Source organism: Arthrobacter sp. FB24, assembly GCF_000196235.1.
Taxonomy (GTDB): domain Bacteria; phylum Actinomycetota; class Actinomycetes; order Actinomycetales; family Micrococcaceae; genus Arthrobacter.
On sequence record NC_008541.1, the window covers coordinates 3,420,040 to 3,444,084 of the forward strand.

A 24,045-nucleotide genomic window follows, 5' to 3' on the forward strand; every position below is an offset into this window, starting at 1 on the left:
TTGCCCGCCCACCTCCGGCGGGCAGCCTCAGGGGTCGAAGCGGTACCCCATGCCGGCTTCCGTGTGCAGGTGGCGCGGCCTCGCCGGGTCCTGCTCCAGCTTGCGCCGCAGCTGGGCCAGGTAGACGCGCAGGTACTGGGTCTCTTTGGCGTACGCCTGGCCCCAGACCTGGGTGAGCAGCTGTTGCTGGCTGACCAGCTTCCCCTGGTTGCGCACCAGCAGTTCGAGGATGTTCCATTCGGTGGGGGTGAGGCGGATTTCATGTCCGTCCCGGACCACCTTGCGGGCCGCCAGGTCCACCACGAAGTCGGCAGTTTCCACGGTAGGAGCCTCACGTTGGGCCGGCGAGCGCCGGGAGGCTGCGCGCAGCCGCGCCAGCAGCTCGTCGAGGCCGAACGGCTTGGTCACGTAGTCGTCAGCCCCGGCGTCGAGCGCTTCCACTTTGTCCTCCGAGGCGTGTCGGGCGGAAAGCACGATGACGGGAACGGAGCTCCAGCCGCGGATCCCCCGGATCACCTCCACTCCGTCCATGTCCGGCAGTCCGAGGTCCAGCACCACGATGTCCACCGGATGCTGGGCGGCCAGTTTCAGCCCGTCCGCTCCCAGGCCCGCGGTGATTGCCTGGTAGCCGTGGGCGCGGAGGTTGATCTGCATGGCCCGGGCCAGCTGGGCCTCGTCTTCGATAATCAGAACCAGGGTCACGGCAGCGGTCCCTCCCACAGCGGCAGGGTGACCACCATCGTCAGCCCGCCGCCCGGCGTCGGCTCGGCCGCAAGGGTTCCTCCCATGGCTTCGGTGAAGCCGTTGGCAACGGCCAGGCCCAGCCCGATCCCCACGGTGCGGCCGCCGCCGGTGCGCTGGGAATCGTTGAGCCGCTGGAACGGCTGAAACATGTCCAGCACCGCCGCCGGGGCAACCCCGGAGCCATGGTCCACCACGCGGAATTCGCTGGCAGGCCGGCCGGCCAGCGCGATTCCCTCCCCCGCCCGCGCTGTCAGCACCACATCGGCTTCGCGCGCGTATTTGAGTGCGTTCTCCACCAGGTTCGCCACCACGCGCTCCAGCATCCCGGCGTCGGCCTCCACGCGGGGCAGGTTGGGCGGCAGTTCCACGCGGATCCGCGCCGCGGGCAGCCCTTTGAGCGCATCGGGCAGCACGTCCGCCCAGCCCAGCCCGCGCAGGAGCGGGTTGACCGAGTCAGCCGTGATCCGGGACATGTCCAGCAGGTTGCCGATCAGGTGGTCCAGCCGGTCGGCCGAGTCCTCGATGGTGGCGAGCAGTTCGCGTTCGTCCTCCGGGGAGAACCGCACATCCTCCTGGCGCAGGCTGCTGACGGCCAGCTTGATCCCGGCCAGCGGGGTGCGCAGGTCATGGCTGACGGCCCTCAGGATGGACGTGCGCATCTTGTTGCCCTCGGAAAGCCGCTGGTTGTCCTCCATGCTCGCCGCCAATTGGCGCCGCTCCAGGATCGCCACCAGGAACGCCCCGAAAGCGGCCAGCATGCGCTGGTGCTGGCCGGAAAACGGCTGACCGGCGGGCGGTCCGCCGTTGATCAGCAGCGTGTAGCGGGAATCGACGACGACGGCGTGGTCGGCGGCCGAGTGCGTCACCGGCGCGCTCGTCCCGGCACTCGCCAGCGCGACCCACCCGGGGTTGCTGCCGGGGGCCCGCCCCGGACCGCTTCCGGCAGCAGATCCCGCAGCGTGCGGGCTGCCAGGTGAGCTGCCGGCCACCAGGGTTACGGCTTCGACTCCCAACCTGCTGCGGACCTTCTCGAGGAACGTCTCCAGGCTGCCGTCGGAACTGAGGATCCGCAGGGAGAGCTCGCTCAAGGCCGTGGCTTCGGCCCCGGACCTGGCGGCTTCCTGCGCCCGGCGGGTGGCCAGGCCCACGGCCAGTGCCACGCTGCAGGCCACAGCCAGGAACACGAGCAGGGTGAACAGGGTGGAGGGATCGGCGATGGACAGCGTGCCCACGGGATCGGCTGAGAAGTAGTTGAGGAGCGTTGTGCCCAGGACAGCCGCCACGACGGCCGGCCAGAATCCCCCGATGGCAGCCACCGCCACAGCGACGGCGAGATGGAGCAGCATGATGATTGCGAAGTTCCGGTAGCCCGCCAGGGTCACTAGTACTTCCACTGCGGGCGGCAGGACGACGGCAAGCACCATGCCGACGATAAAGCGGCTCCGCCCGATGCCCTGGAGCTCCGGGCGTGCCGTCCCCGACCGCCCGGGTCCGGATCGGGCGGCGCCGCCACGGGCGGATTCAACTGCTGCCATGGCTCCATCTTGGCATGGGCAGTTCTCCCCCGTTTTCCGTTAACAGCTCCTGCTGTCAGGCACTAGGCTGACTTCAGGTTTACGCACCAGTGTCTTGCCGCGTCGGCGTCGCCGCGCGGCCTCAGGCGTGCGCGTGGAGGATCACAGTTTGAGCATGGACAACCAAGGGGGACCCATGGAACCGCAGGACCCGAACCAGGACCCTACAAAGGATCCAAAGAAGGATCCAAAGGACAGCCGCCCCGGCCAACAGCGCCCGGATGGCGGGCCGGCCGGCGCCGGTGGTCCCGGCGCCTCCGAACCCGGGTGGATGACCGCACCCGAAGACTTCACGCCGCAGCCCCACGATCCGGCGACGGGGCAGCTGCCGCCCTGGCAGGTCCCGAAACCGGAGCTTCGCCCGGACCTGCTCAACGACTCGGCCGCGGACAGAGGGGCGCCCGAATCGGGGAACCCGGGCAGGAAGGCCGGACGGCGGCAGAAGGGCCAGGCCGGCGGGCCGGGTGCAGCGCCGGGGGCAGGTCCCGTTCCGTCCCCCGCGGCAGGACCGGGTCCAGTCATCGATCCCTTCGAACGCGAACGCGAGAGGGAGGCAGCGGCACGGAAGAAGCGCTCGCAGCGCCGTACCATCGTCGTCGGCCTCGGCGTCACTGCCCTGCTGGCAGGCACCATCACCGCCATCGTGGCCAGCAACGAGGCGGAGGCCGACTACGCCCAGGTCTGCTTCAACGATGAAACCGGCGAGCGCGTGGACGACACCCGGTGCGACAACAGCAGCAGTGCCGGGCGGAGCTCCGGCATCTACGCCTGGTACTTCTACTCGCGCGGCGCCAGTGTTCCGCCGGTTGGGCAGAACCGCTCGCAATACACCGGCTTCACCAAGACCGTGCCGCAGGGGGCGAAAACGTCCAAGGGCTACAGCACCAAGGGCGGTACGGTCAGCAGGGGCGGCTTCGGCAGCAGCTCCAAGGGCGGAAGCACGGGAGGCTAGGCATGAAGAGACTGACTGCAACCCCCAGGCCCGACTGGAAGCAGAAGATCGAGGAGCAGGGGCTGGTCTTTTCCACCACCACCATGCCTGACGGCAAGAAGATCGAGTACTGGAACGAGTCCGCATACTACGAATTCACCATGGACGAGGTGGAAACCCTCGAGAAGACCGCCGAGGACATGCACCTGATGTGCCTTGAGGCGGCCAAGTACTTGGCCACCGGGGCCATGGGCAACATCGGGATCGGTCCGCAGGCGCTGGAGCTGGCGGCGGAATCACTGCAGGCCGGGGACATGGACGTCTACGGCCGTTTCGACTTCGTCTACGACGGGCGCGGCGGCCCCGCCAAGATGCTCGAGTACAACGCGGACACGCCCACCGGGCTGATCGAGGCCTCCGTGGCGCAGTGGTTCTGGCTGCAGGACGTGTTCCCGGAAAAGGACCAGTGGAACGGCATCCATGAGGCCCTGATCCGGCAGTGGAAGAAACTCCAGTACCGCACCGGCATGAGCACCCTGCACATTGCGCACTCGGAAGCCGAACAGTCCGGCGAGGACTGGATGACGGCGGCCTACATGCGGGACGTCGCCGGCCAGGGCGGCTGGACCACCATCGGCATCAACATGTCCGACATCGGCTGGGACCCCAACCTGAACCGCTTCGTGGACCTGGACAACTTCATGATCAGCACCATCTTCAAGCTCTATCCGTGGGAGCTGATGATGAAGGAACCCTTCGGCCAGCGGCTGCTGCAGCGTGCCCACAACCCGCGCTGGGTGGAGCCGGCCTGGAAGATGCTCCTGTCCAACAAGGCACTCCTGGCCGCGTTGTGGCACCTGTACCCTGACCACCCCAACCTCCTCCCGGCCTACCTCAACGAGCCCGGGCCGCTGAAGGAATGGGTGGCGAAGCCGCTGCACGGCCGTGAGGGGGACAACATCAAGATCCACGCCGCCGGCGTCAACATGGAGCAGCCGGGCGGCTACGGGCGCGAAGGCTGGTGCTACCAGCAGTTCCATTCCCTGCCCGATTTCGACGGCAACCACCCCGTGCTGGGCCTCTGGGTGGTGGATGGCGAGTCCGTGGGCTGCGGCATCCGCGAATCCGACGGCCCCATCACCGACTATTTCTGCCGGTTCGTCCCCAACACAATCGACGCCCCGGCTCCTCTTTCAGTCCAGGCCGCCTCGGCCTCCTCCAGCAAAGCAGGTATCGCACTATGAGCACAGGGACGACGACGGCGGGAGGACCCGGGGGAAGCTCCGGCGGCCCGGGACCGGAGGTCCCGTCCAAGGGGCTGCGCGCCGGCATCCTGGACCTGGGCGACTCGGTCATGCTGGGGCTCGCGTCCACCGCCCCCGTCTATTCACTCGCCGCCACGCTGGGCCTGATCGTGGCGGTCAATGGCAACTACACCCCGCTGATCCTTCTCCTGGGCTTTGTGCCGGTGCTCTTCATCGCCTACGCCTTCCGGGAACTGAACACCGCCATGCCGGACTGCGGCACCACCTTCATCTGGGCACGCCGGGCATTCGGGCCATGGGCGGGCTGGCTGGGCGGCTGGGGCGTCGCCCTGGCCGGCATCGTGGTGCTCGCCAACCTGGCCCAAGTGGCAGGGCAATACCTGTGGCTGCTGGTTGGCGACGGTTCGCTGGCCGAAAACGACCTTTTGGTGACGGCCACCGGCGTCGTGTTCATCATTTTCATGACCCTGGTGAATTACCGCGGCATCCGGCTCGGCGAGCACGTCCAGCGGGTGCTGACCTACGTGCAGTATGTCTCGCTGGGCATATTCGCGCTGGCCATCGTGTTCCGGATTACGGGCGGAGCACCGGAGGGCCAGGCGTTCGACTTCGAATGGTTCAACCCCGCGGGTGCCTTCGCCGATCCCGGCGCAGTGGTTCACGGTGCCCTATTGGCCCTGTTCATCTATTGGGGCTGGGACACTTGCCTGGCCGTGAACGAGGAAACCGAGAACCCGTCCAAGACGCCCGGCCGCGGGGCCGTCATCTCCGCCTTCGTCCTGATGGCAATCTACGTTTCCGTGGCGCTCTTGGTGATGATGTATGCCACCGTGGGCACGGACGGCATCGGCCTCGGCAATGCGGAAAATCAGGATGACGTCTTCCTGGCCATGAAGGATGTTGTGCTCGGCCCGTGGGGCTGGCTGATCGTGGTGGCCGTGCTGGCCTCGGTGCTGTCCTCCACCCAGACCACCATCCTGCCCACCGCCCGCGGGACGCTGTCCATGGGCGTCCACGGCGCCCTGCCGGCCAAGTTCGGCGAAGTCCACCCGCGAAACCAGACTCCGGGGTTCTCCACGCAGGTGATGGGGGCTGCCGCCGTCGTGTACTACGTGGCCATGAGCTTCCTGAGCCAGAACCTGCTTTCGGATTCCATCAGCGCCATCAGCCTGTTCATTGCTTTCTACTATGCGCTGACCGGCTTCGCGTGCGTCTGGTTCTTCCGGGGCACCTTGCGCGTTTCCGCCCGCAATCTCTGGTTCCGGGGCATCCTGCCGCTGCTCGGGGCACTGATGCTGACCGCGGCGTTCTTCATCTCCGCCGTTCAGATGTGGGACCCCGCCTACGGCGATACGGAGATCTTCGGCGTGGGTGGCGCCTTCGTCAGCGGTGTGGTGCTGCTGGCGCTGGGCGTGGTGCTGGCCGTGGTGTGCCGCTTCTCCCCCGCCACCCGGGACTACTTCATGGCACGGCAAGCGCAGCCCAGCGAACTGTAGGAACAACGGGTACAGGCAGTCCGGGCAGGCACGCCGTAGGATGCTCCAATGAGCAACGCCGCTGACCTTCCCGCCATCTCCGACGCCTCCGATGTCCTGGGCCTCGACGCCCTGCTGACGGCTGAGGAGCTGGCCGTCCGGGAGCGGATCCGCGATTTCACGGAACAGCGGATCAAACCGGACATTGCCCGCTGGTACGACGACGCCGTCTTTCCGCTCGATCTTGCCCCGGAACTGGGTGAACTGGGCGTGCTCGGCATGCACCTGGAGGGCTACCGGTGTCCCGGACGCTCCGCAGTGGAGTACGGTCTGGCGGCCATGGAGCTGGAGGCCGGGGACTCCGGAATCCGCACCTTTGTTTCGGTGCAGGGTTCGCTGGCCATGACCGCCATCCACAAATGGGGTTCCGAGGACCAGAAACAGGAGTGGCTCCCCCGGATGGCCGCTGGCGAGGTAATCGGCTGTTTCGCCCTGACCGAACCCACTGCCGGGTCAGATCCGTCCTCCATGACCACGGTGGCCCGCCGCGACGGATCCGGGGACGACGCCGGGTGGGTGCTCGACGGCGTCAAGCGCTGGATCGGGCTGGCTTCCGTGGCCGGGGTGATGGTGGTGTGGGCCATGACCGACGACGGCGTCCGCGGTTTCCTGGTGCCGGCCGGAACTCCCGGGGTCACCGCGACACCGATCAACCGGAAACTTTCGATGCGCGCCTCGATCCAGTGCGACGTGGCGTTCGACGGCGTGCGGCTGGGTCCGGAGGCCCTGCTGCCGGGCGCCCGCGGCCTGCGTGGCCCCTTCACCTGCCTCAACGAAGCGCGGTACGGGATTGCCTGGGGTGCCATGGGTGCCGCCCGCGATTCCTACGAGGCCGCCCTGAAGTACTCGCAGGACCGCCTCCAGTTCGGCCGGCCGCTGGCCGGGTACCAGCTCACCCAGGAGAAGCTGGTGAACATGCTCCTGGAGATCCAGAAGGGGACCATGCTGGCGCTCCACCTGGGCCGGCTCAAGGACGCAGGCACCCTGCGGCCGGAACAGATTTCACTCGGCAAGCTGAACAACGTACGCGAGGCCCTGGCCATTGCCCGTGAGGCCCGCACCATCCTGGGCGGCAACGGGATCACCCTGGACTACTCGCCGCTGCGGCACGCCTCAAACCTCGAGTCGGTCCGCACCTATGAGGGGACCGACGAGGTCCACACCCTCATCCTGGGCCAGCACATCACCGGCATCGGCGCCTTCCGGTAGGCGGGCGGATGGGTGAACCTAGGCCGAGAAGCCGCCGTCGGCCTTGATCAGCTGCCCTGACACCCAGCGGCCCTCCGGTGAGAGCAGGAACGCCACGGTTCCGGCCACGTCCGCGGGCGTGCCGAGCCTTCCGCCGGGTTGCTGCCGGGTGAGGTCCTCCCGCAGGGCCCTGTCCATCCAGCCCGTGTCCACCGGCCCGGGGTTCAGCACATTCGCGGTGATGCCGATCGGCCCCAGCTCCCGTGCCGCGGCAATGACGGTCCGGTCCAGCGCTCCCTTGGACGCGCCGTACGGCAGGTTGAACGCCGTGTGGTCACTGGTCAGCGCCACGATCGCGCCGCCGTCGTCCGCCGCCTGCCGGGCAAAGGCAGCGATCAGCTGCCAGCTGGCCCGGGTGTTGACGGCGAAGTGCCGTTCCCAGCTGGCCAGGGTGGTGTCCAGGATGCCGGAGTCCACGGACTCGGCGTGGCTGAGCACCAGCCCCTGCAACGGTCCGGCCTGCTCCGCCACTTCCGCCATGAGCCGGTCCACGGCCAGCGGATCCTCCAGGTCCGCCGGCACGGCAAAGACGCGGGCGCCGGTTGCTTCAAGTTCCGCCGTGAGGCGTTCAACGTCCTCCGGCTGGATCCCCCAGGGCATCCGGGAGTCGTAGTCCTGCCAGTACGTCAGCACCAGGTCCCATCCATCGGCGGCCAGGCGGCGGGCAATGCCGGCACCGATTCCGGCAAGGCGGCCCACGCCGGTCACCAGCGCTGTCCTGCTCATGCAGGCACCTCGGCCAGGGACCCCCGCCGGAGCACCACGAGCCAGCACGCCAGGATGGCCACCGCGCAGAACACTCCGGCGCTGGAGGCCATCAGCCAGGGCTCGGGCGTCTGGAAGTCCAGGTTCTCCGCGCCCAGGGCCTCTCCGATGCTCTTGGGGGAAAAGAAGAACACGATGATCGAGGCCCCCAGTACTCCGCCCATCAGCCAGCGGGTGGCGCGATGGCGGTGCGGTGTCTCACGCAGGGTCCAGGCGAAGGCGGGGAGGACTGCCGCCATCCAGACCCAGTGGTGGGACCACGAAACGGGGCTGATGAGCAGCATGGTGAGGGCTGTGGCCGAAATGGCCACCACCCGGGCGCCCTGGTCGCTGGCGGCCTTGATCACCATGGCGCCGGTGCCTGTAACCAGCAGGCTCAATAGCAGCCAGGGAACGGTGACGCCGGCTTCGGGAACACCGAAATGCAGTAGCGCACCTTTGAGTGAGAGGTTGTCCACGTAGCCTGCGCCGCCGATCCTGGACGTGTCCGGGAGGATCTCGAGCCAGAAGCGGAACGATTCCGGCGGGCGGACCAGCCAGCCCAGCAGCACAGTGAAGGCGAACCCGCCGGCCATGTTGAACAGTCCGCGCCAGTCCTTGCGCATCAGGAAGTACAGGCCGAAAACCAGCGGTGTCAGTTTGATGCCGGCGGCCATTCCCACCAGGAAGCCCCGGCCCGGAAAACCCTGGTTCCAGCGCTGGTTCCGAGCCAGGAGGTCGGCCGCCATGATCCCCATCAGCAGGATGTTGATCTGGCCAAACGCCAGGGTCTCGCGCCACGGACCCAGGTTCAGGACGGCAAGCAGGAGGATCACGGCGCCCCATTTGTTCCGTGTTGCGTGGAACCCGGAGGTCCCGAAGGTGGAGCGCCAGTCCTGTTTCGCACTCCAGTAGCGCACGCCGCGCACGGCGACCCACACGGCAACGGCCGCCCCGGCGGCGTTGAACAGCATCAGCGCGGATTTCTCCGGCAGCCTGGCCAGCAGGCTGAACAGCACCGCGGCGAACGGAGGGTACGTGAACGGCAACTCCGGTCCTCCGGCCCAGCCCACGGTCAGGCTGTACAGGTCCGACGGCGACTGGCCGGCGTCGTTGAGGATCTTGCCGCCGTGCCAGTAGACGCTGAAATCGAGGCCGTGCCCGGCCCAGGCGTCAAGACGTTGGGCGACGAACCAGGCTGCGGCGAGGACGGCCAGCAGCGTCACCATTTCGCCGAAGATGCCTAGCGCCAGCCGGCTGCGGTACCACGCTCCAGCGGTCCCGGCCCCGGGCTGTGGTTCCGTCCCGGCGCGTAGGCGCGTTCCGGCGTCGAGCTCCCTTTCGGCGTCGAGCAGTGCCATCCCGTGTCCCCAAACGTTGTTCCTGCAGAGCGGCGCCACTGAAGGCGCGGTGCGCGCGTATCGCGAAGTTGTGCCGGCTGACTCGCGCCGGATCCGGCGCATCGTCCTCACATCCTACTGAAACAGCGGCCTTGTCCCCTGCTGCGCGCCCCCGGCGTGGCACCACAAGCCCGCCCGGAACCAGCTGCCAGGCTGCACACGTCCGGCGCCGCACGCGGCTGCGCTCAGCCTTCGGCGGCCCTGGCCTCCACGAAGACGGGCTCCCGTGCCGCGGCGTCCTTGCGGATGGTGGCGCTGATGACGGCGGCGATGGTGCACATGGCGGCTGCCCCGAACCAGGCATAGGTGTACTGGCCGGTGGCGTCACGGATGGCGCCGGCGGCCAGGGCGGCGGCGGCCGCGCCGAGCTGGTGGGCCGCGAAGACCCAGCCGAACACCACGCTGCCGTCGGCGCCGAACACCTGGCGGCAGATGGCAGCGGTGGGCGGGACGGTGGCCACCCAGTCCAGTCCGTAGATCACCACGAACACGATCATGCTGGGCTGGACCGTGGCGCTCAGCAGAAGCGGCAGCACCAGCAGTCCGATGCCGCGGAACTGGTAGTACACCGCCAGCAGGATCCGCGGGTTGAAACGGTCCGTCAGCCAGCCGGACGCGATGGTGCCCACGATGTCGAAGATCCCGACGACGGCGAGCAGCCCAGCGGCGGTGGTTTCGGCCATGCCGTGGTCGTGCGCGGAGGGGATGAAGTGGGTGCCGATGAGCCCGTTGGTGGTGGCCCCGCAGATCGCGAACCCGGCCACCAGCGCCCAGAACGTCCGGACCTTGCTGGCTCGCTTGAGCACCTGCAGCGCCCGGACGGCGGCGTTCCCACCAGGCGCTGCGTTCCCGTCCGGAGCTGCGGCGTCGGCGCCATAGGGCAGCACTCCGGCGTCGGCGGGTGAGTTCTTGAGGAATTTAAGCACCAGCGGCACCACGGCCAGCGCTCCGGCGGCGATGAGCAGGGAGGCCTGCCGCCAGCCGGGATCCTGCGCCAGCATGGCGATGAAGGGCAGGAAGACCAGCTGCCCGGCGGCACTCCCGGCCGTCAGGATGCCAATCACCAGGCCGCGGCTCTTGGCGAACCAGGTGTTGGCGATCGTGGCGGCGAAGACCAGTGCCATGGAACCTGTGCCCAGTCCGATCAGCAGACCCCAGGTCAGCAGGATCTGCCAGGACTGGTTCACCAGCACGGTCAGGGCACTGCCGGCGCCGATCAGGACCAGCGCCACCGAGGTCACGGCGCGGATGCCGAACCGTTCCATGAGCGCCGCCGCAAACGGTGCGGTGAGGCCAAAGAGCACCAGGTTGATGCTGACGGCGGCGGACAGGACGGTGGTGGACCAGCCGAATTCGTTCTGAAGCGGAACCATCAGGACCCCTGGGGCCGCACGGAAGCCGGCTGCGCCCACCAGGGCAAGGAAGGCGACGGCGGCTACGATCCACGCGGGATGCAGCCGGCGGCGGGTCCCTTTCCCGGGAGCGGAAGGCAGGGTGGTCTTGGGGGCGCTCATGCCGCGGTTCCGTTCTGTGCGGCTGCCGTGGCCAGCGGGACCGGTTCCGGGGTGCGGGCGAGGCTGTGCCAGCTGGTGTTGTCCGCGGTGAGGCGTTCACCGCAGGCCGTGCAGGTGTCCGCGGAAGACGTCCGCTGGCCGCAGGTGGAGTGGATGACGAACATGTGCGCTTTCTCGGACGGCGCCGGGAGATGCTTTTCAGCCCAGATCACGACGGCGTTCAGCACCGGCAGCGCGTCTTCGCCTTTCCCGGTGAGGACGTACTCCTGGCGGGTGCGGCCGCCGTCGTCGTACGGTTTCCGCTCCAGCAGCCCGTCGTCCACGAGGCCGGCCAGGCGTTTGGTGAGCACGGAGTCTGCCACCATCAGCCGCTGTTTCATGGCATCGAAGCGGCCGTTGCCGAAGAAGACCTCGCGGAGCACCAGCATGCTCCAGGGATCGCCGAGGATGTCCAGGCCGCGCGCCATGGCGCAGGTGCGTTGGGACCAGTCAGAGCGGAGTGCCATGCAGGCAACCGTAGCTGACTTTCTTCAAGAAAGCTAGGTGGCCCGGATACCGGATTGCCTGGCCGGAACCGCGCGGAGCGAGGCCCTCGAAGGACGGTACGCGAGGGCCCAGTAGGCCAGCATCGCGATGCCACACACCACGCCCAGGCTGGACACCGTTAGCTGCCACTGCGTCTGCGGGTCCTTGCCCCATTCGGCCGCTCCGGCCCAGACCGCCAGGTTCTTCGGCGTCATGTAGAAGGCGATGGTGGAGAAAGCCACGATGACCCAGCCGGCAGTCCGCATCCTGCCGTTGCGTGACGGCACGCGGTGCATCGCAAAAGCCATGCTGGGCAGCGCAACAGCCACCCAGACCCAGTGGTGGGACCAGGAAACCGGGCTGATCAGCAGCATGAGCACGGCAGTGGCGGACACGGCAATGAAGTTCTCGTCCACGTCCACCGCCCATTTGATGACCAGCGCAGCGAGTACTACCAGCGCCAGCGACAGGACCAGCCACGCCAGGTTGGTTACGGACGAGTCCGGCATGCCGACGTGCAGCAGCAGCCCTTTCAGGGAAAGGTTGTCCACGTAAGCCGGTCCGCCGATCCGGCCGGTGTCCGGCAGGATCTTGGTCCAGAAAGCCAATGACGCCTGCGGCAGGATCGCCCAGGACAGCGCAATGGAACCGAAGAAGCCTGCGGCCATCCAGCCAAGCGCCTTGAAGTCGCGGCGCACCAGGAAATACAGGCCGAACGCGAGCGGGGTGAGCTTCACTCCGGCGGCCAGTCCGATCAGCAGGCCGGCGGGCCACCGGATTTCGCCCGCACGTGACTTCCCGTACAGGGCGAAGTCCGCGAGGATCACGCCCATCAGGATGATGTTGATCTGGCCGAATACGAACGTGTCCCGCCACGGCCCCAGGAGCAGGATTGCGCCGGTTCCCACCAAGGCAGTGGTCCGGAAGCGGTAATCCGCGAAGGCTGCGCGCCACGACTTCATGCCGAAGTAGTGCCTGGCCAGCCAGCCAGCCACCACCGCTGCACCGGCCAGGGCAGCAACGATGAAGACCAGGCTGCTTGCCTCAAAGTCCATCGTCGCCAGCAACGCAAAGAGCAGGGCAGCAAACGGCGGGTACGTGAACGGAAGGCCGTCACGCGGTGCGTAGAGCTCGTGGGCGCCGCCTTCACCTGTTGCCAGGACACGGCCGCCGCCGTAGTAGTAGACCTCGAAATCGTTCAGAAACGGTTTGTAGTCCGTGTACAGGAACCACACTGCCAGGGCCAGGACTACTGCACCGGCCGCCGTCGCGAGCCAGCCGCGGGTGGTGGGCGAAATAGCCCGAAGCGAAATGGTCACCGGCTGCTAGCTGCCCGTACCAATGAAGGTGAAAGCGTGCTCGAGGTCCGCAATCAGGTCCTCGACGTCCTCGATGCCGCAGGAGAGCCGGATCAGATTGACCGGCACTGCCAGTTCCGTCCCCTTGACCGAAGCGTGCGTCATTTCGGACGGGTAGTTCATCAGCGATTCAATGCCGCCGAGGGACTCGGCCAGGGTGAACACCGAGGTGTTCTCCGCAACGGTACGGGCCGCGGTCTCGCCGCCCCTGAACTGCACGGAAATCATGCCGCCGAACTTCTTCATCTGCTTTTTGGCCAGCTCGTGGCCCGGGTGCGACGGCAGGCCCGGGTACAGCACCGCCTCCACTTCGGGGCGCTGCAGCAGCCACTCGGCCACGGCCTGGGCGTTGTCGCTGTGCCGGTCCATCCGGACGCCGAGGGTCTTGAGCCCGCGGGTGGTTAGGAAGGCGTCCATTGGCCCGGAGACGGCGCCAACGGCGAACTGGACGAAGCCGATCTTCTCGGCGAGGTCCGCGTCGTTGACCACGATCGCCCCGCCGACGACGTCGGAGTGGCCGCCGATGTACTTGGTGGTGGAGTGCACCACGATGTCGGCGCCAAGGGCCAGCGGAGTCTGCAAATAAGGCGACGCGAAGGTGTTGTCCACCACCAGGAGGGCGCCGGCGTCGTGCGCGACCTTGGCGAGGGCCGCGATGTCAGTGATCTTCATCATCGGGTTGGACGGGGTCTCCACCCAGACGAGGCGGGTCTTGTGGGCTGCCACCGCGGCGCCGACGGCCTCGAGGTCCGCCATGTCCACTGGGGTGTTGCCGATCCCCCATTCGCCCAGGACCCGGCTGATCAGGCGGTAGGTTCCGCCGTAGGCGTCGTTGCCCAGCACGATGTGGTCCCCGGGGCGGGTGAGGGCCCGGATGAGGGAGTCCTCGGCGGCCAGGCCTGAGCTGAAGGAGTACGCGTGTGAGCCGCCTTCGAGGGCTGCGAGCTGTTCCTGCAGGGAGTCCCGGGTGGGGTTCGTGCCGCGGCCGTATTCATAGCCGGCACGGAGCACCCCGATTGCTTCCTGGGCGTACGTGGTGGAGAAGTGCACGGGCGGCACCACGGCGCCGGTGCGCGGCTCAAAGGCCTGGCCGGCGTGCACGGCGCGGGTGTTGAAGCCTTGGTTTTCTCTGGACATGACGTTCCTTTCGGCTGGTGTCCGGTGATCGAGCCTGTCGAGGTCCTGGTCCGGCCCAGGCTCAACCACCGGGTCAGTTGCTGAGGTAGGCGAGCAGGTCGTGGCGGGTCAGGATGCCCACGGGGGCGCCGACGAACGTGACCATTACGGTGTCGACGTCGGAGAGCAGCTCGCGGGCGGCGGAGATGGTTTCCAGCGATCCGATCACGGGCAGGCGCTCCCCCATGTGTTCGGAGATCTTGTCCGTCAGCTTCGCCTCGCCGCGGAACAGCTTGGAGGTAAGGCTTCGCTCGTCCACGGCGCCCAGCACCTCGCCCATGACCACCGGCGGCTCCTGGGACAGGACCGGGATGTGGGAGACGCCGAACTCGTTCATGATGTTGATGACGTCGCGGACGGTTTCGTTCGGGTGGATGTGCACCAGTTCGGGGAGCTCACCGGTCTTCGACTTGAGCACCTCGCCGACGGAGGACTCTTCGCCGCCGGACAGGAAGCCGTAGGACCGCATCCACTGGTCGTTGAAGATCTTCGCCAGGTAGCCGCGGCCGGAATCGGGCAGGATCACCACCACCACGGCGTCCTCGGGCAGGTCCTTGGCGACTTTCAGGGCGGCCACCACGGCCATGCCGGAGGATCCGCCCACCAGCAGGCCCTCCTCGCGGGCCAGCCTGCGGGTCATCTCGAAGGACTCGGCGTCGCTGACGGCAATCACGTCGTCCGGGACGGCTTTGTCGTAGTTGGCCGGCCACATGTCCTCGCCGACGCCCTCGACGAAATACGGCCGTCCGGTTCCGCCGGAGTACACGGAGCCCTCGGGGTCGGCGCCGATGATCCGGACGCGTCCGCCGTCGGCTTCGGGGCGGTTGGCGGAAACTTCCTTGAGGTAGCGGCCGGTTCCGGTGATCGTGCCGCCGGTGCCGGCCCCGATGACGCAGTGCGTGATCCGGCCGTCGGTGTCGCGCCAGATTTCGGGTCCGGTGGTTTCGTAGTGGCTGCCGGGGGCGGCAGGGTTGGAGAACTGGTCCGGCTTGTAGGCGCCGGGGATCTCGGTGACGAGGCGGTCCGAGACGCTGTAGTAGCTCTGCGGGCTGTCAGGTGCGACGGCGGTAGGCGTCACCACCACTTCGGCGCCGTATGCCTGCAGGACGGCGCGCTTGTCCTCGCCCACCTTGTCCGGCACCACGAAAACGCAGCGGTAGCCCTTCTGCTGGGCCACCAAGGCAAGGCCAACGCCGGTGTTCCCCGAGGTGGGTTCAACGATGGTTCCGCCGGGGAGCAGTTTGCCGTCCCGCTCGGCCTCCTCGATCATCTTCGCCGCGATCCGGTCCTTGATGGACCCGCCGGGGTTCAGGTATTCCACCTTCGCCAGGACGGTGGCTTTGATGCCATCGGTAACGTGGTTGAGCTTGACGAGCGGCGTGTTGCCGATGAGGTCCAGGACGGACTGGGCGTACTTCATAGGTACAAAGTTACCGTCTCCGGCGTGTTCCCCTTGCCTCGGCGGAAGTCCTTGCGTGCAGGTACCCGAGCGTCGCTTGCGCACTCACACGGCGGCGGATGGGACGATTGGGCAGTGGAGCGGTTCGCGTGGCTGATGAAGATACGGAGTTACCTCCTGCCGGGGGCCATGCTCGCGGCAGGCGTGGCCGCGCTGGCGGCTGGTGCGCTCCCGGGGCCCGCTTTCGGGGATCTGGCGGCCCGCACCATTCCGATCCTGTCCTTCGTGCTGGCCATGTCACTGGTCACTGAGCTCCTGGACGAGGCGGGGCTGTTCCGCGTGGTGACCGACCGCCTGGCTGCCCTGGGCCGGGGCCGGGTCTTCTCCTTGTGGCTCCTGGTCATCGCGGTGGCCACTGTCTCCACCGTGTTCCTGTCCCTGGACACAACGGCAGTGCTGGTGACTCCCGTGGTGGTGCTCCTGGCCGTCCATGCCCGGATTCCGCCCCTGCCGTTCGCCCTGACCAGCATCTGGCTCGCCAACACGGCCTCCCTGCTGCTTCCGGTGTCCAACCTGACGAACCTTTTGGCTCAGGACAGGCTCGGGCTCAGCCCGCTCGGCTTTGCAGCTTTGGTCTGGGCGCCCGCCCTGGTGGGATTGGCGGTCCCGCTGGCCCTGTTGTGGCTGGCATTCAGGCGGGAACTGCGCGGGACCTACGGGCCGCAGCCCGTCCACCGCGTGCGGGACCGCGGCCTGCTGATAATCGCAGCCGGCACGCTGCTGGTGCTGCTGCCTGCTTTGGTGTCCGGAGTGCCGGTGCAATATCCCGCGATGGCAGCCGCCGCGTTCCTGCTGGCGGTCTTCCTGCGGCGCCGCCCAGCCGCGCTGCGGTGGTCCATGGTTCCGTGGCGTCCGTTAATGCTGACGGTGGGCCTGTTCATGATCGTGGAGGCCCTGCACGCCAACGGCCTGACCTTGCTCCTGGCCGGCGTGGCCGGATCAGGCGACAGCCTGCCCGCCCTCCTGCAGTTGGCGGGGCTAGGGGCAGGGGCCGCAAACGCTGCGAACAACCTCCCCGCCTACCTGGCCTTGGAACCTGTGGCGGGCTCGCCGGCCCGGCTGGCCGCCCTACTTATCGGCGTGAACCTTGGCCCGCTGGTGAGTCCGTGGGCGTCCTTGGCGACCTTGCTTTGGCACGAGCGGCTGCGGGCGCTGAACGTCCGGATCCGGTGGGGCGGATTCGCCCTGGCGGGGCTGGTGGCTGCAGCGCTGACGGTTCCCCTGGCCGTCGTGGCGTTGTGGGTGGCTTCAGGCATGCATTGAGTCGTTACGCGCCGATGTCGTTCTCGGCGGCGTCCGGGCTGACGACGGGGCCTGGTTCGGCGTTCTGCCACAAGCCCACGATATTCCCTTCACTGTCCTTGAAATAGGCGTTCCACCCCATGCCCGGAACCTCCATTTTGCCCCGGAAGACTGAACCTCCCACGGCGGCAATCTTCTCCAAGGCGGCGTCAATGTCCTCCACGTCAACAGTGACCACCGGTGCCGCCATCTCCCCCTCCCGGCGGAACATGCCTCCGTTGATGGAACCGGCCGCGGACGGCATGCCGGTTTCATCGACCGGCGTCGTCATGATCAGCGTGTAGCTCATCTCCGGCAGCGGATTCATCTCCCAGCCAAACGCCGAACTGTAAAAATCCCGCGCGCGGTTTTCGTCGTCGGCAGGGATCTCGAAGTGGACTACTCCTCCGGCCATTGTCTTCACCTGGCATTCCACACTCTGGCCGCAATCGGCCCGGCGCGGGCGGTCCACGCCACACCTGGAGTCTAGGCCGGGGTGTCCGTGACCGGCAGGGCCGTTCGGCCTTGCCGGTTTCCGGACCTGTCAGCCCCGCGTGGGACGATGGTGGCATGACCATCACAGACGTCCCCGCCGGCCTCGCCGCCGCGGCGGATGCCTCCCTGCGGTGGCATCCCGGCGGCCCGTTCAACCTCCTGCAGACGCTCGGCACACTCATGCGCGGCAATGGCGATCCGGCGTTCGCTGCCGCACCGGACGGGCTCTGGATGGCCTTCACCACACCGTGCGGGCCTGCCACCCTGCGCCTCACCGTCGCCGGGGATCCCGGCGAACCGGCGGTGGACATTCAGGCCTGGGGACCGGGGTCGGAGGAGGCCGTGGCCGGCGCGCCGCGGCTGCTGGGCAGCGGGGACGACTGGTCCGCGTTCGACCACCCCGAGTTCCACTCAACGCTCCCCCGGATGGTGGTGGAAGCCCGACGTCGGAACCTGGCGCTGCGGCTCCCCGCCACCGGCCGGATGATGGACTCCCTGGTGCCCACCATTCTTGAGCAGAAGGTCACCGTCATCGAAGCCCGGCGTGGCTACCGCTACCTGATGTACCGCTTCGGCGCGCCGGCTCCGGCTGCCGGTTCGGCCGCTCCGGCCGGACTGCGGCTGCAGCCCACACCTGAGCAGTGGCTGCGCATCCCGTCATGGGAGTGGCACAAGGCCGGCGTGGGCCCCCAGCGTTCCGCCACCGTCATGCGTGCGCTGCGTTCCGCCGTCGCCCTTGAACGCCTGGCTGCGGCGCCGGCGGCGGAGGCGGCCGCGGGGATGCAGACCATTCCGGGCATCGGCGTCTGGACCACGGCGGAGGTGGTGCAGAGGACGCACGGCTGCCCGGACTCCATCGCGGTGGGCGACTACCACCTCGCGGCCTACGTCGGGGCCGCGCTGACCGGCCGGAGGACTGACGACGCCGGGATGCTGCGGCTGCTCGCGCCGTGGCAGGGTCACCGGCAGCGGGTGGTGCGGATGATCGGCCTCAGCGGTTTCCGGAAACCCACGTTCGGCCCCCGCATGACCATCCAGGACCACCGCCGGCACTAGGCGGGAAGCGCGAACGGACACCCGGGGCACGCGAAGCCCGTGCGGCCACGGCACGCCCGAAGGCTACAGTCCCAGCCGGGCCACGGCCTCCTGCCGCATCTCCACTTTCCGGATCTTCCCTGACACCGTCATCGGGAAGCTGTCCCGGACCTCCACGTAGCGCGGGATCTTGTAATGCGCCAGCTTGCCGCGGCAGAACTCGGCGACGTCGGCCGCGTCCAGCGGATCCGCGCCGGGTTTGACGATGATGCAGGCCATAAGCTCCTCGCCGTACTTGGCGTCCGGCACCCCGATCACTTGCACGTCCTGGATGGACGGGTGGGTGTACAGGAACTCCTCGATCTCCCGCGGGTAGATGTTCTCGCCGCCGCGGATCACCATGTCCTTGATGCGGCCTTCGATCACCACGTAGCCGTCCGCGTCCATCCGGGCAAGATCCCCGGTGTGCATCCAGCCGTCCGGGTCGATCGCCTCGGCGGTCTTGTCCGGCTGGTTCCAATATCCCTTCATCACGGCATACCCGCGGGTGCACAGCTCGCCGATTTCCCCCCGCTCCAGCACCTCGCCTGTCGCCGGGTCCACCACCTGGCTCTCCAGCTGCGGCATGGTACGTCCCACGGTTTCAGTGCGCTGCTGCAGGGTGTCGTCGGCGCGGGTCATGGTGGATACCGGGGATGTTTCCGTCATGCCGTAGCAGATGGCCACATCCTTCATGTTCATGTCGGAGATGACCCGGTTCATCACCTCGATAGGGCACAGGGATCCGGCCATCACACCGGTGCGCAGCGTGGACAAGTCATAGGATGCGAAGTCCGGCAGCGCGAGCTCGGCAATGAACATCGTGGGCACGCCGTACAGCGATGTACCGCCAAAGTCCTGGACCGCTTCGAGCGCTGCCGCCGGAGTGAAGGTGCGTCCCGGAATGATGGTCGCGGCGCCGTGGCTGAGGGCATTCAGGTTCCCGATCACCATCCCGAAGCAATGGTAGAACGGCACCGGAATCACCACGCGGTCATGCTCCGTGTAGCCCAGCAGCTCGCCGATGGAATAGCCGTTGTTCAGGATGTTGCGGTGGGTCAGGGTGGCACCTTTGGGGAACCCTGTGGTGCCCGACGTGTACTGCAGGTTGATGGGGTCCTGCGGGTCCAGCCCCGCCAGGCGGGCCTTCAGAACGGAATGCCCGACGTCGTCCGCCCGCTTGAGAAGCTCGGCGTAAGTCATTTCCGCAGCAGTTTCAGGATCACCCGCCTGCAGCTGCGGCTGGCCGCCATCGGGCAGGAAGACCAGCTCCTTTAACTCCGGGCATGCGGCGAGGGCCTGCCTGGCCATCGCCGTGTAGTCGCTGCTCCGGTCCGACGGCGCCGCCACCAGCATCCTCATGCCGTTCTGCTTGACCACGAACTCCAGTTCGTGGCTCCGGTAGGACGGGTTCACGTTGACCAGGATCGCTCCGATCTTGGCCGTGGCGTACTGCAGGATGGTCCACTCCGCACAGTTGGGACTCCAGATGCCGATCCGGTCCCCGGTGGCGACGCCGCGGGCGATCAGCGCCCGGGCCAACCTGTCGACGTCGTCGTTCAGCTTGGTGTAGCTCCAGCGGCGGGCGTCCGCTCCGGGTACCAAAGCCGCCTCTATCAGGGCGTCATGGACCGGGAACCTGGCCACCATCCGCTCGAAATTCTGGCCGATTGTCTCGTCAAGCAGCGGGACGTCAGTGTCCCCGGCTGTATAAGCGCGCATGCTGGCACGCTACCAACAGAGCCCCGGCAATAGAAGCCTAAAACTAGGAAGTCCTACAAAATATTCGGGGAGGCAGGCGGCCGGGCCGGTATTGTGAAACGCATGACTGCACCCATTGACCTGAAGGCAACGTTCATCCCCAACGACGGCGAATTCTTCCGCGTGAAGCTCGCCCTCGAAATCGCGATCGACGAGGTGGTCAACGAACCAGGCTGCATCCGGTACGAACTGACGGAGGCCACCGAGGAAAAACTGGTGCTGACGGAACAGTGGGCTTCCGAAGAGGACCTGGACAAGCATTCCAAGGGCACCGCCGTGCAGGACCTCAATGAGTCGCTGAGCGCGCTGCTGGCCGAACCCGTCCAGCTCGAACGCCTGTAGCCCCTTTCCGACCAACGACGCGGGGCCACTTCCGCCCGAACGAACCTGGGTTCGTCGGCGGAAGTGGCCCCGCGTTGGTGCTTAATGCGACGGGCGCCTGGCGGACCCTTAGGCCTCCGGGATCTGCGTGCCGTCCTGCGTGCCTGGCGCCGCGGCTGCCTCGGCCTGGGACCTGGCCACATGCGCATGGACTTCTTCCATGTCCAGTGCCTTGACGGCGTCAACCACCTGCTCGAGCTGCTGGGCATTGAGCGCGCCGGGCTGCGAGAACACCAGCACCTTCTCGCGGAACGCCATCAGCGTGGGGATGGAGGTGATGCCTGCTTCGGCGGCCAGCTGCTGCTCGGCCTCGGTGTCCACCTTGGAGAACACGACGTCCGGGTGCTTCTCTGAAACTGCGGAATACGTGGGTCCAAACTGCTTGCAGGGACCACACCATTCGGCCCAGAAATCAACGAGGACGATGTCGTTGTTCTCGACGGTTGATGCGAACTGTTCACCTGTAATGTCTACGGTAGCCATGGGTCAACGGTACGCGAGCCGCCCGGTGATGTCCCGCGCGTTTCGCTCTTGGCACACCTTTTGCCGTCCGGCATCCGCGGCTTAATGCCAGAGGTGCGGCGCCGGCCGGCGGGCCCCCGGCAGCGCATTGGTCTCGCGCCACTCATGGATCCAGTCCGGCAGTTCGAGCCCGGCCGGCGGCTCGCCGAACTCCCGGAAAATCTCCTCCTGGCTCACCGGCTTGCCCTTGCTGACCAGCCGCGTTGCGATGTGGGCGCGGGCATAGATTTCACCGTCCACCACCATGCGCTGCTCGAAATAGATGGCCTTGGTGTCGAGCCCGATGATCCGGGATTCGATGGTGTATCGCTGCCACAGCTGAAGGGACTTCCGGAAGGCGATGGTCTCCCCTGCGGCCACCGGCGACCACCCCTGCCGGCGCATCTTCTTCCAGGTCCCGCTCCGTGCCATGAGATCAAACCGGCCCAGGTCCATCAGCGAGAAGTACATCCCGTTGTTGACATGCATGGCGATGTCGATGTCGGTCGGCAGTACGCGGAGCGGCAGGGAGGACGTGTCCCAGATACTCAGGGGTGGCCGGCGCGAGGACGTGAACAGGAGCAGGAGCGTTCGCAAAAGCAGGTGCATGCCATCATGTTACCCGCGAGTAACATCAGCGCCAAGGGTCGCCCCCTTTAGGATTTCCCCATGACACAGCAACGCTACAGGGACATCGCCGAATGGCCTCTGATGGGAACAGCGCTGATTTTCCTGGCAGCTTACGCATGGCAGGTGATTGGCCACATCGAAGGACGGCAGGCCGAATTCCTCGAAAGCGTCATGTGGATCACCTGGGCTGTCTTCGTTGCCGACTACGCGGCGAACCTGTGGCTCGCGGACAACAGGAAGCGCTGGTTCATTCGCAACCTGCACGAGCTGCTGATTGTTGCCCTGCCGTTTTTCCGACCGCTGAGGCTGCTCCGGCTGGTCACCCTGCTGTCCGTGCTGCACCGGACCGTGGGCGAGACACTCCGCGGCCGCGTGGTCACCTATGTGGCCGGCTCGGCCGTCCTGCTGGTGTTTGTGGGCGCCCTGGCCGTCCTGGACGTCGAACAAAATGCGCCCGACGCCAAGATCATCACCTTCGGCGACGCCGCGTGGTGGGCCATCACCACCATCACCACCGTGGGCTATGGGGATCTCTTTCCTGTCACGCCCATTGGCCGGATGGTTGCCGCCGCCCTGATGATGAGCGGCATCGCAGTCCTGGGTGTCGTCACGGCGTCCATCGCATCCTGGCTGGTGCAAAGGGTCGAAGAGAACACGGAAGCGGCTGTCGAGTCGGCTGAAGTCCCGGTTCGCGCGGACATCCGGGAACTGCTGGCAGAGGTGGCCGCCCTGCGGCAGGAGTTGGCGGCGCTGCGCCGCCAACGTGAGCCATAAACTTCCCCAAAGCCCCAAGAGAATTTTCGAAAAGGCAGCCATCCGGTCGTTACATCCGGATGGCTGCCTTTTTTGTGGAATTAATCCACATGAGTGAATTATAAAAAGCATCAAGATTTGCTCAATATCCCGGATTTCTCCGAAATGACGTAATTAACTACCGTCCCCAATCTCCACGTATGCGGCGCTCCTGCCGGCCCGGTCCAACCCGAAAATTGGGGCTCTTACCTGCTTCCAGCCGAGTAGGCCACCGCACTTTTTCGAGTGTCCCCGCGGTCCAGGAAAGAAGCTGTTGCGTACACCCTGCGGAGGCGCGGGTGCCATGTACGAATATTCGGGTAATTCCTACTCGTGCGGTGATTACCTCCCGATTCATAGACTCGATATTCCTAGGGCAAGCAGCATTCCGGAATTATCCGTGGCCACTAAATGGGCACGGGTCTAATCATTCGGGCTACCGAAATTACTCATCATTTCGGCAGTTCACTTCATGCGTCTCCGTGCCACGGGCTGCTCCTCAATGCCGCCCGATGCCGGCGCACCGCCGCCCTGGGGCCTGCTGTCCTGTCGACCCCAAGGCATTGACTCTCGGGGGGAACCGATGGATCAAAAAGAGCTTGACCTTGAGGACAGAACACCTGTCCCGGCACCTGCAACGGTCCGCAATGGAAGAACCAGGCTAAGGACCATCCTGGCCGCGGGAGCTGTGGTTACGGCAGTCGCCGTGGCCGCGGTGGGCTACTCCGCCTCCGCGCAGACGCCCAGCATCACCGACACACAGGCGGTACCGGCACCTGCGCCCGAGGCCGACAAGTCCGCAGACACTCCCGCTTCTGCAACGGCCGGAGCCGGCACGCCGGAGGCGGCCGTAGCCGCCATCCCCGAGCCCGCCGCACCGGCCCCTGCGCCGGCCGCAGAACCCGCTCCTGCGCCGGCCCCTGCCCCGGCGCCTGCCCCGGCACCTGAGGCGTCCAACCTATACACGGTGGTCGCCGGGGACACTGTGGGGGCAATAGCTGCTCGCTTCGGGGTGGACATGAACGCCATGCTGGCCGCGAACGGCCTGGGCCTGTACTCGCCGATCGTACCGGGGCAGGTCCTGAAACTGACGGGACCGGCCGTCGCCGCCCCGGCACCCGCCGCTCCGGCACCCGACCCGGCACCGGCGCCTGCTCCGGCACCGGTGCCTGCTGCGGCTCCCGCCCCGGCGCCCGCTCCGGCGGTCCGCACAATCTATGTAGCGGGTGCCGGCGGACAGTCGATGGTGGACGCCTGCATCGGCCCCATCCACTTCACACCCACCGATGCCTATGCCCTCTTCATCACGGAGCATGACTTCTGCGGAGGATGGGCCCGGTTCTCGGGGATCGGCGTCGGCGAGACCGTCAGCATTCCCGGCTACGGGACCTACACGGTGGTCGGACGGGGGCAGGTGCCAAACCCCGGCACCACCAATAATGTCTCCGCGATCTTCGGCGGCTTCCCGCGGGTCATCCTGCAGACCTGCATCCCGGGGACCAACCAGATGCTGGTGATTGGCCTCAACTGACGTTCCCGAGCTGGTCCGAGGTGCCGAACCTGCAAGGCCAGGGACGGCACACAAGGCCCAGGCGAAAGGCGGCGAATGTCCCGGACAACGAAAAAGTCTCCGGAACCTGATGGTTCCGGAGACTTT

22 protein-coding genes are annotated in these 24,045 nt (G+C 67.0%); 9 read left to right on the plus strand and 13 right to left on the minus strand.

The window, feature by feature from the left end; all coding sequences use genetic code 11:
- Positions 1-27: 27 nt before the first annotated feature.
- Both ARTH_RS15500 and ARTH_RS15505 read right to left on the minus strand, forming a co-directional pair.
- A complete protein-coding gene (locus ARTH_RS15500) occupies positions 28-702 on the minus strand; it encodes a response regulator (RefSeq protein ID WP_011692881.1) in 675 nt (224 codons plus the stop codon).
- Positions 699-2,279 (minus strand): sensor histidine kinase, encoded by a 1,581-nt coding sequence (locus ARTH_RS15505; RefSeq protein WP_011692882.1) that lies wholly within the window; start codon positions 2,277-2,279, stop codon positions 699-701. Before ARTH_RS15505 ends, ARTH_RS15500 begins: the two co-directional genes overlap by 4 nt.
- Before the next feature lie 175 nt (positions 2,280-2,454).
- Between ARTH_RS15505 and ARTH_RS15510 the strand changes: the two genes are divergently transcribed.
- Genes ARTH_RS15510 through ARTH_RS15525 form a run of 4 tightly spaced genes read left to right on the plus strand, consistent with a single transcriptional unit; the run spans position 2,455 to position 7,258 of the window.
- Positions 2,455-3,270: a hypothetical protein gene (locus ARTH_RS15510; RefSeq protein WP_011692883.1), complete on the plus strand. Its 816-nt coding sequence runs from the start codon at positions 2,455-2,457 to the stop codon at positions 3,268-3,270.
- Positions 3,271-3,272: 2 nt separating this feature from the next.
- A complete protein-coding gene (locus ARTH_RS15515) occupies positions 3,273-4,493 on the plus strand; it encodes a glutathionylspermidine synthase family protein (protein WP_011692884.1) in 1,221 nt (406 codons plus the stop codon).
- The gene (locus ARTH_RS15520; RefSeq protein WP_011692885.1) at positions 4,490-6,010 is read left to right on the plus strand and encodes an APC family permease; all 1,521 of its coding nucleotides are present in this window, start codon (positions 4,490-4,492) and stop codon (positions 6,008-6,010) included. The genes ARTH_RS15515 and ARTH_RS15520 overlap by 4 nt, the downstream gene beginning before the upstream one ends.
- Before the next feature lie 48 nt (positions 6,011-6,058).
- On the plus strand, positions 6,059-7,258 hold the full coding sequence (locus ARTH_RS15525) for an acyl-CoA dehydrogenase family protein (protein WP_011692886.1): 1,200 nt from the start codon (positions 6,059-6,061) through the stop codon (positions 7,256-7,258).
- Positions 7,259-7,276: 18 nt separating this feature from the next.
- On the opposite strand, the gene ARTH_RS15530 is transcribed toward ARTH_RS15525, so the two are convergent.
- The 7 genes from ARTH_RS15530 to ARTH_RS15560 all read right to left on the minus strand — a co-directional run bounded on the left by ARTH_RS15530 (position 7,277) and on the right by ARTH_RS15560 (position 15,434).
- Complete coding sequence (locus ARTH_RS15530; RefSeq protein WP_011692887.1) at positions 7,277-8,023, minus strand: SDR family oxidoreductase; 747 nt, start codon at positions 8,021-8,023, stop codon at positions 7,277-7,279.
- Entirely contained in the window at positions 8,020-9,402 is a 1,383-nt protein-coding gene (locus ARTH_RS15535) for a glycosyltransferase 87 family protein (RefSeq protein ID WP_232223528.1), read from the minus strand. Before ARTH_RS15535 ends, ARTH_RS15530 begins: the two co-directional genes overlap by 4 nt.
- 224 nt (positions 9,403-9,626) lie before the next feature.
- Positions 9,627-10,955 carry an MFS transporter gene (locus ARTH_RS15540; RefSeq protein ID WP_011692889.1) on the minus strand — a complete coding sequence of 443 codons (1,329 nt, stop codon included), beginning with the start codon at positions 10,953-10,955 and terminating at the stop codon, positions 9,627-9,629.
- On the minus strand, positions 10,952-11,461 hold the full coding sequence (locus ARTH_RS15545) for a winged helix-turn-helix transcriptional regulator (RefSeq protein WP_011692890.1): 510 nt from the start codon (positions 11,459-11,461) through the stop codon (positions 10,952-10,954). The genes ARTH_RS15540 and ARTH_RS15545 overlap by 4 nt, the downstream gene beginning before the upstream one ends.
- 33 nt (positions 11,462-11,494) lie before the next feature.
- On the minus strand, positions 11,495-12,799 hold the full coding sequence (locus ARTH_RS15550; RefSeq protein ID WP_011692891.1) for a glycosyltransferase family 87 protein: 1,305 nt from the start codon (positions 12,797-12,799) through the stop codon (positions 11,495-11,497).
- A gap of 6 nt (positions 12,800-12,805) precedes the next feature.
- Complete coding sequence (locus ARTH_RS15555; protein WP_011692892.1) at positions 12,806-13,975, minus strand: cystathionine gamma-synthase; 1,170 nt, start codon at positions 13,973-13,975, stop codon at positions 12,806-12,808.
- 73 nt (positions 13,976-14,048) lie between these two features.
- Positions 14,049-15,434, minus strand: coding sequence for a cystathionine beta-synthase (locus tag ARTH_RS15560; protein ID WP_011692893.1), 1,386 nt, complete (start codon positions 15,432-15,434; stop codon positions 14,049-14,051).
- Positions 15,435-15,569: 135 nt separating this feature from the next.
- Here ARTH_RS15560 and ARTH_RS15565 point away from each other — a divergent pair, with 135 nt between their 5' ends.
- On the plus strand, positions 15,570-16,736 hold the full coding sequence (locus tag ARTH_RS15565) for an SLC13 family permease (protein WP_011692894.1): 1,167 nt from the start codon (positions 15,570-15,572) through the stop codon (positions 16,734-16,736).
- A 4-nt stretch (positions 16,737-16,740) separates the two neighbouring features.
- Here ARTH_RS15565 and ARTH_RS15570 read toward each other — a convergent pair whose 3' ends face one another.
- Positions 16,741-17,169, minus strand: a complete 429-nt coding sequence (locus tag ARTH_RS15570) for a VOC family protein (protein ID WP_011692895.1) — start codon at positions 17,167-17,169, stop codon at positions 16,741-16,743.
- Between the two features lie 155 nt (positions 17,170-17,324).
- Between ARTH_RS15570 and ARTH_RS15575 the strand changes: the two genes are divergently transcribed.
- Complete coding sequence (locus tag ARTH_RS15575) at positions 17,325-18,305, plus strand: DNA-3-methyladenine glycosylase family protein (protein WP_043429961.1); 981 nt, start codon at positions 17,325-17,327, stop codon at positions 18,303-18,305.
- 63 nt (positions 18,306-18,368) lie between these two features.
- On the opposite strand, the gene ARTH_RS15580 is transcribed toward ARTH_RS15575, so the two are convergent.
- Positions 18,369-20,045, minus strand: a complete 1,677-nt coding sequence (locus ARTH_RS15580) for an AMP-binding protein (RefSeq protein WP_011692897.1) — start codon at positions 20,043-20,045, stop codon at positions 18,369-18,371.
- Between the two features lie 102 nt (positions 20,046-20,147).
- Between ARTH_RS15580 and ARTH_RS15585 the strand changes: the two genes are divergently transcribed.
- On the plus strand, positions 20,148-20,426 hold the full coding sequence (locus ARTH_RS15585) for a putative quinol monooxygenase (RefSeq protein ID WP_011692898.1): 279 nt from the start codon (positions 20,148-20,150) through the stop codon (positions 20,424-20,426).
- Between the two features lie 108 nt (positions 20,427-20,534).
- On the opposite strand, the gene trxA is transcribed toward ARTH_RS15585, so the two are convergent.
- Entirely contained in the window at positions 20,535-20,948 is a 414-nt protein-coding gene (trxA, locus tag ARTH_RS15590) for a thioredoxin (RefSeq protein WP_011692899.1), read from the minus strand.
- A gap of 81 nt (positions 20,949-21,029) precedes the next feature.
- On the minus strand, positions 21,030-21,575 hold the full coding sequence (locus ARTH_RS15595; RefSeq protein ID WP_011692900.1) for an acyl-CoA thioesterase: 546 nt from the start codon (positions 21,573-21,575) through the stop codon (positions 21,030-21,032).
- Positions 21,576-21,635: 60 nt separating this feature from the next.
- On the opposite strand from ARTH_RS15595, the gene ARTH_RS15600 reads away from it, so the two are divergent.
- Positions 21,636-22,370: a potassium channel family protein gene (locus ARTH_RS15600; protein ID WP_011692901.1), complete on the plus strand. Its 735-nt coding sequence runs from the start codon at positions 21,636-21,638 to the stop codon at positions 22,368-22,370.
- Between the two features lie 601 nt (positions 22,371-22,971).
- Positions 22,972-23,919 (plus strand): LysM peptidoglycan-binding domain-containing protein, encoded by a 948-nt coding sequence (locus ARTH_RS15605; RefSeq protein ID WP_011692902.1) that lies wholly within the window; start codon positions 22,972-22,974, stop codon positions 23,917-23,919.
- Positions 23,920-24,045: the final 126 nt, after the last annotated feature.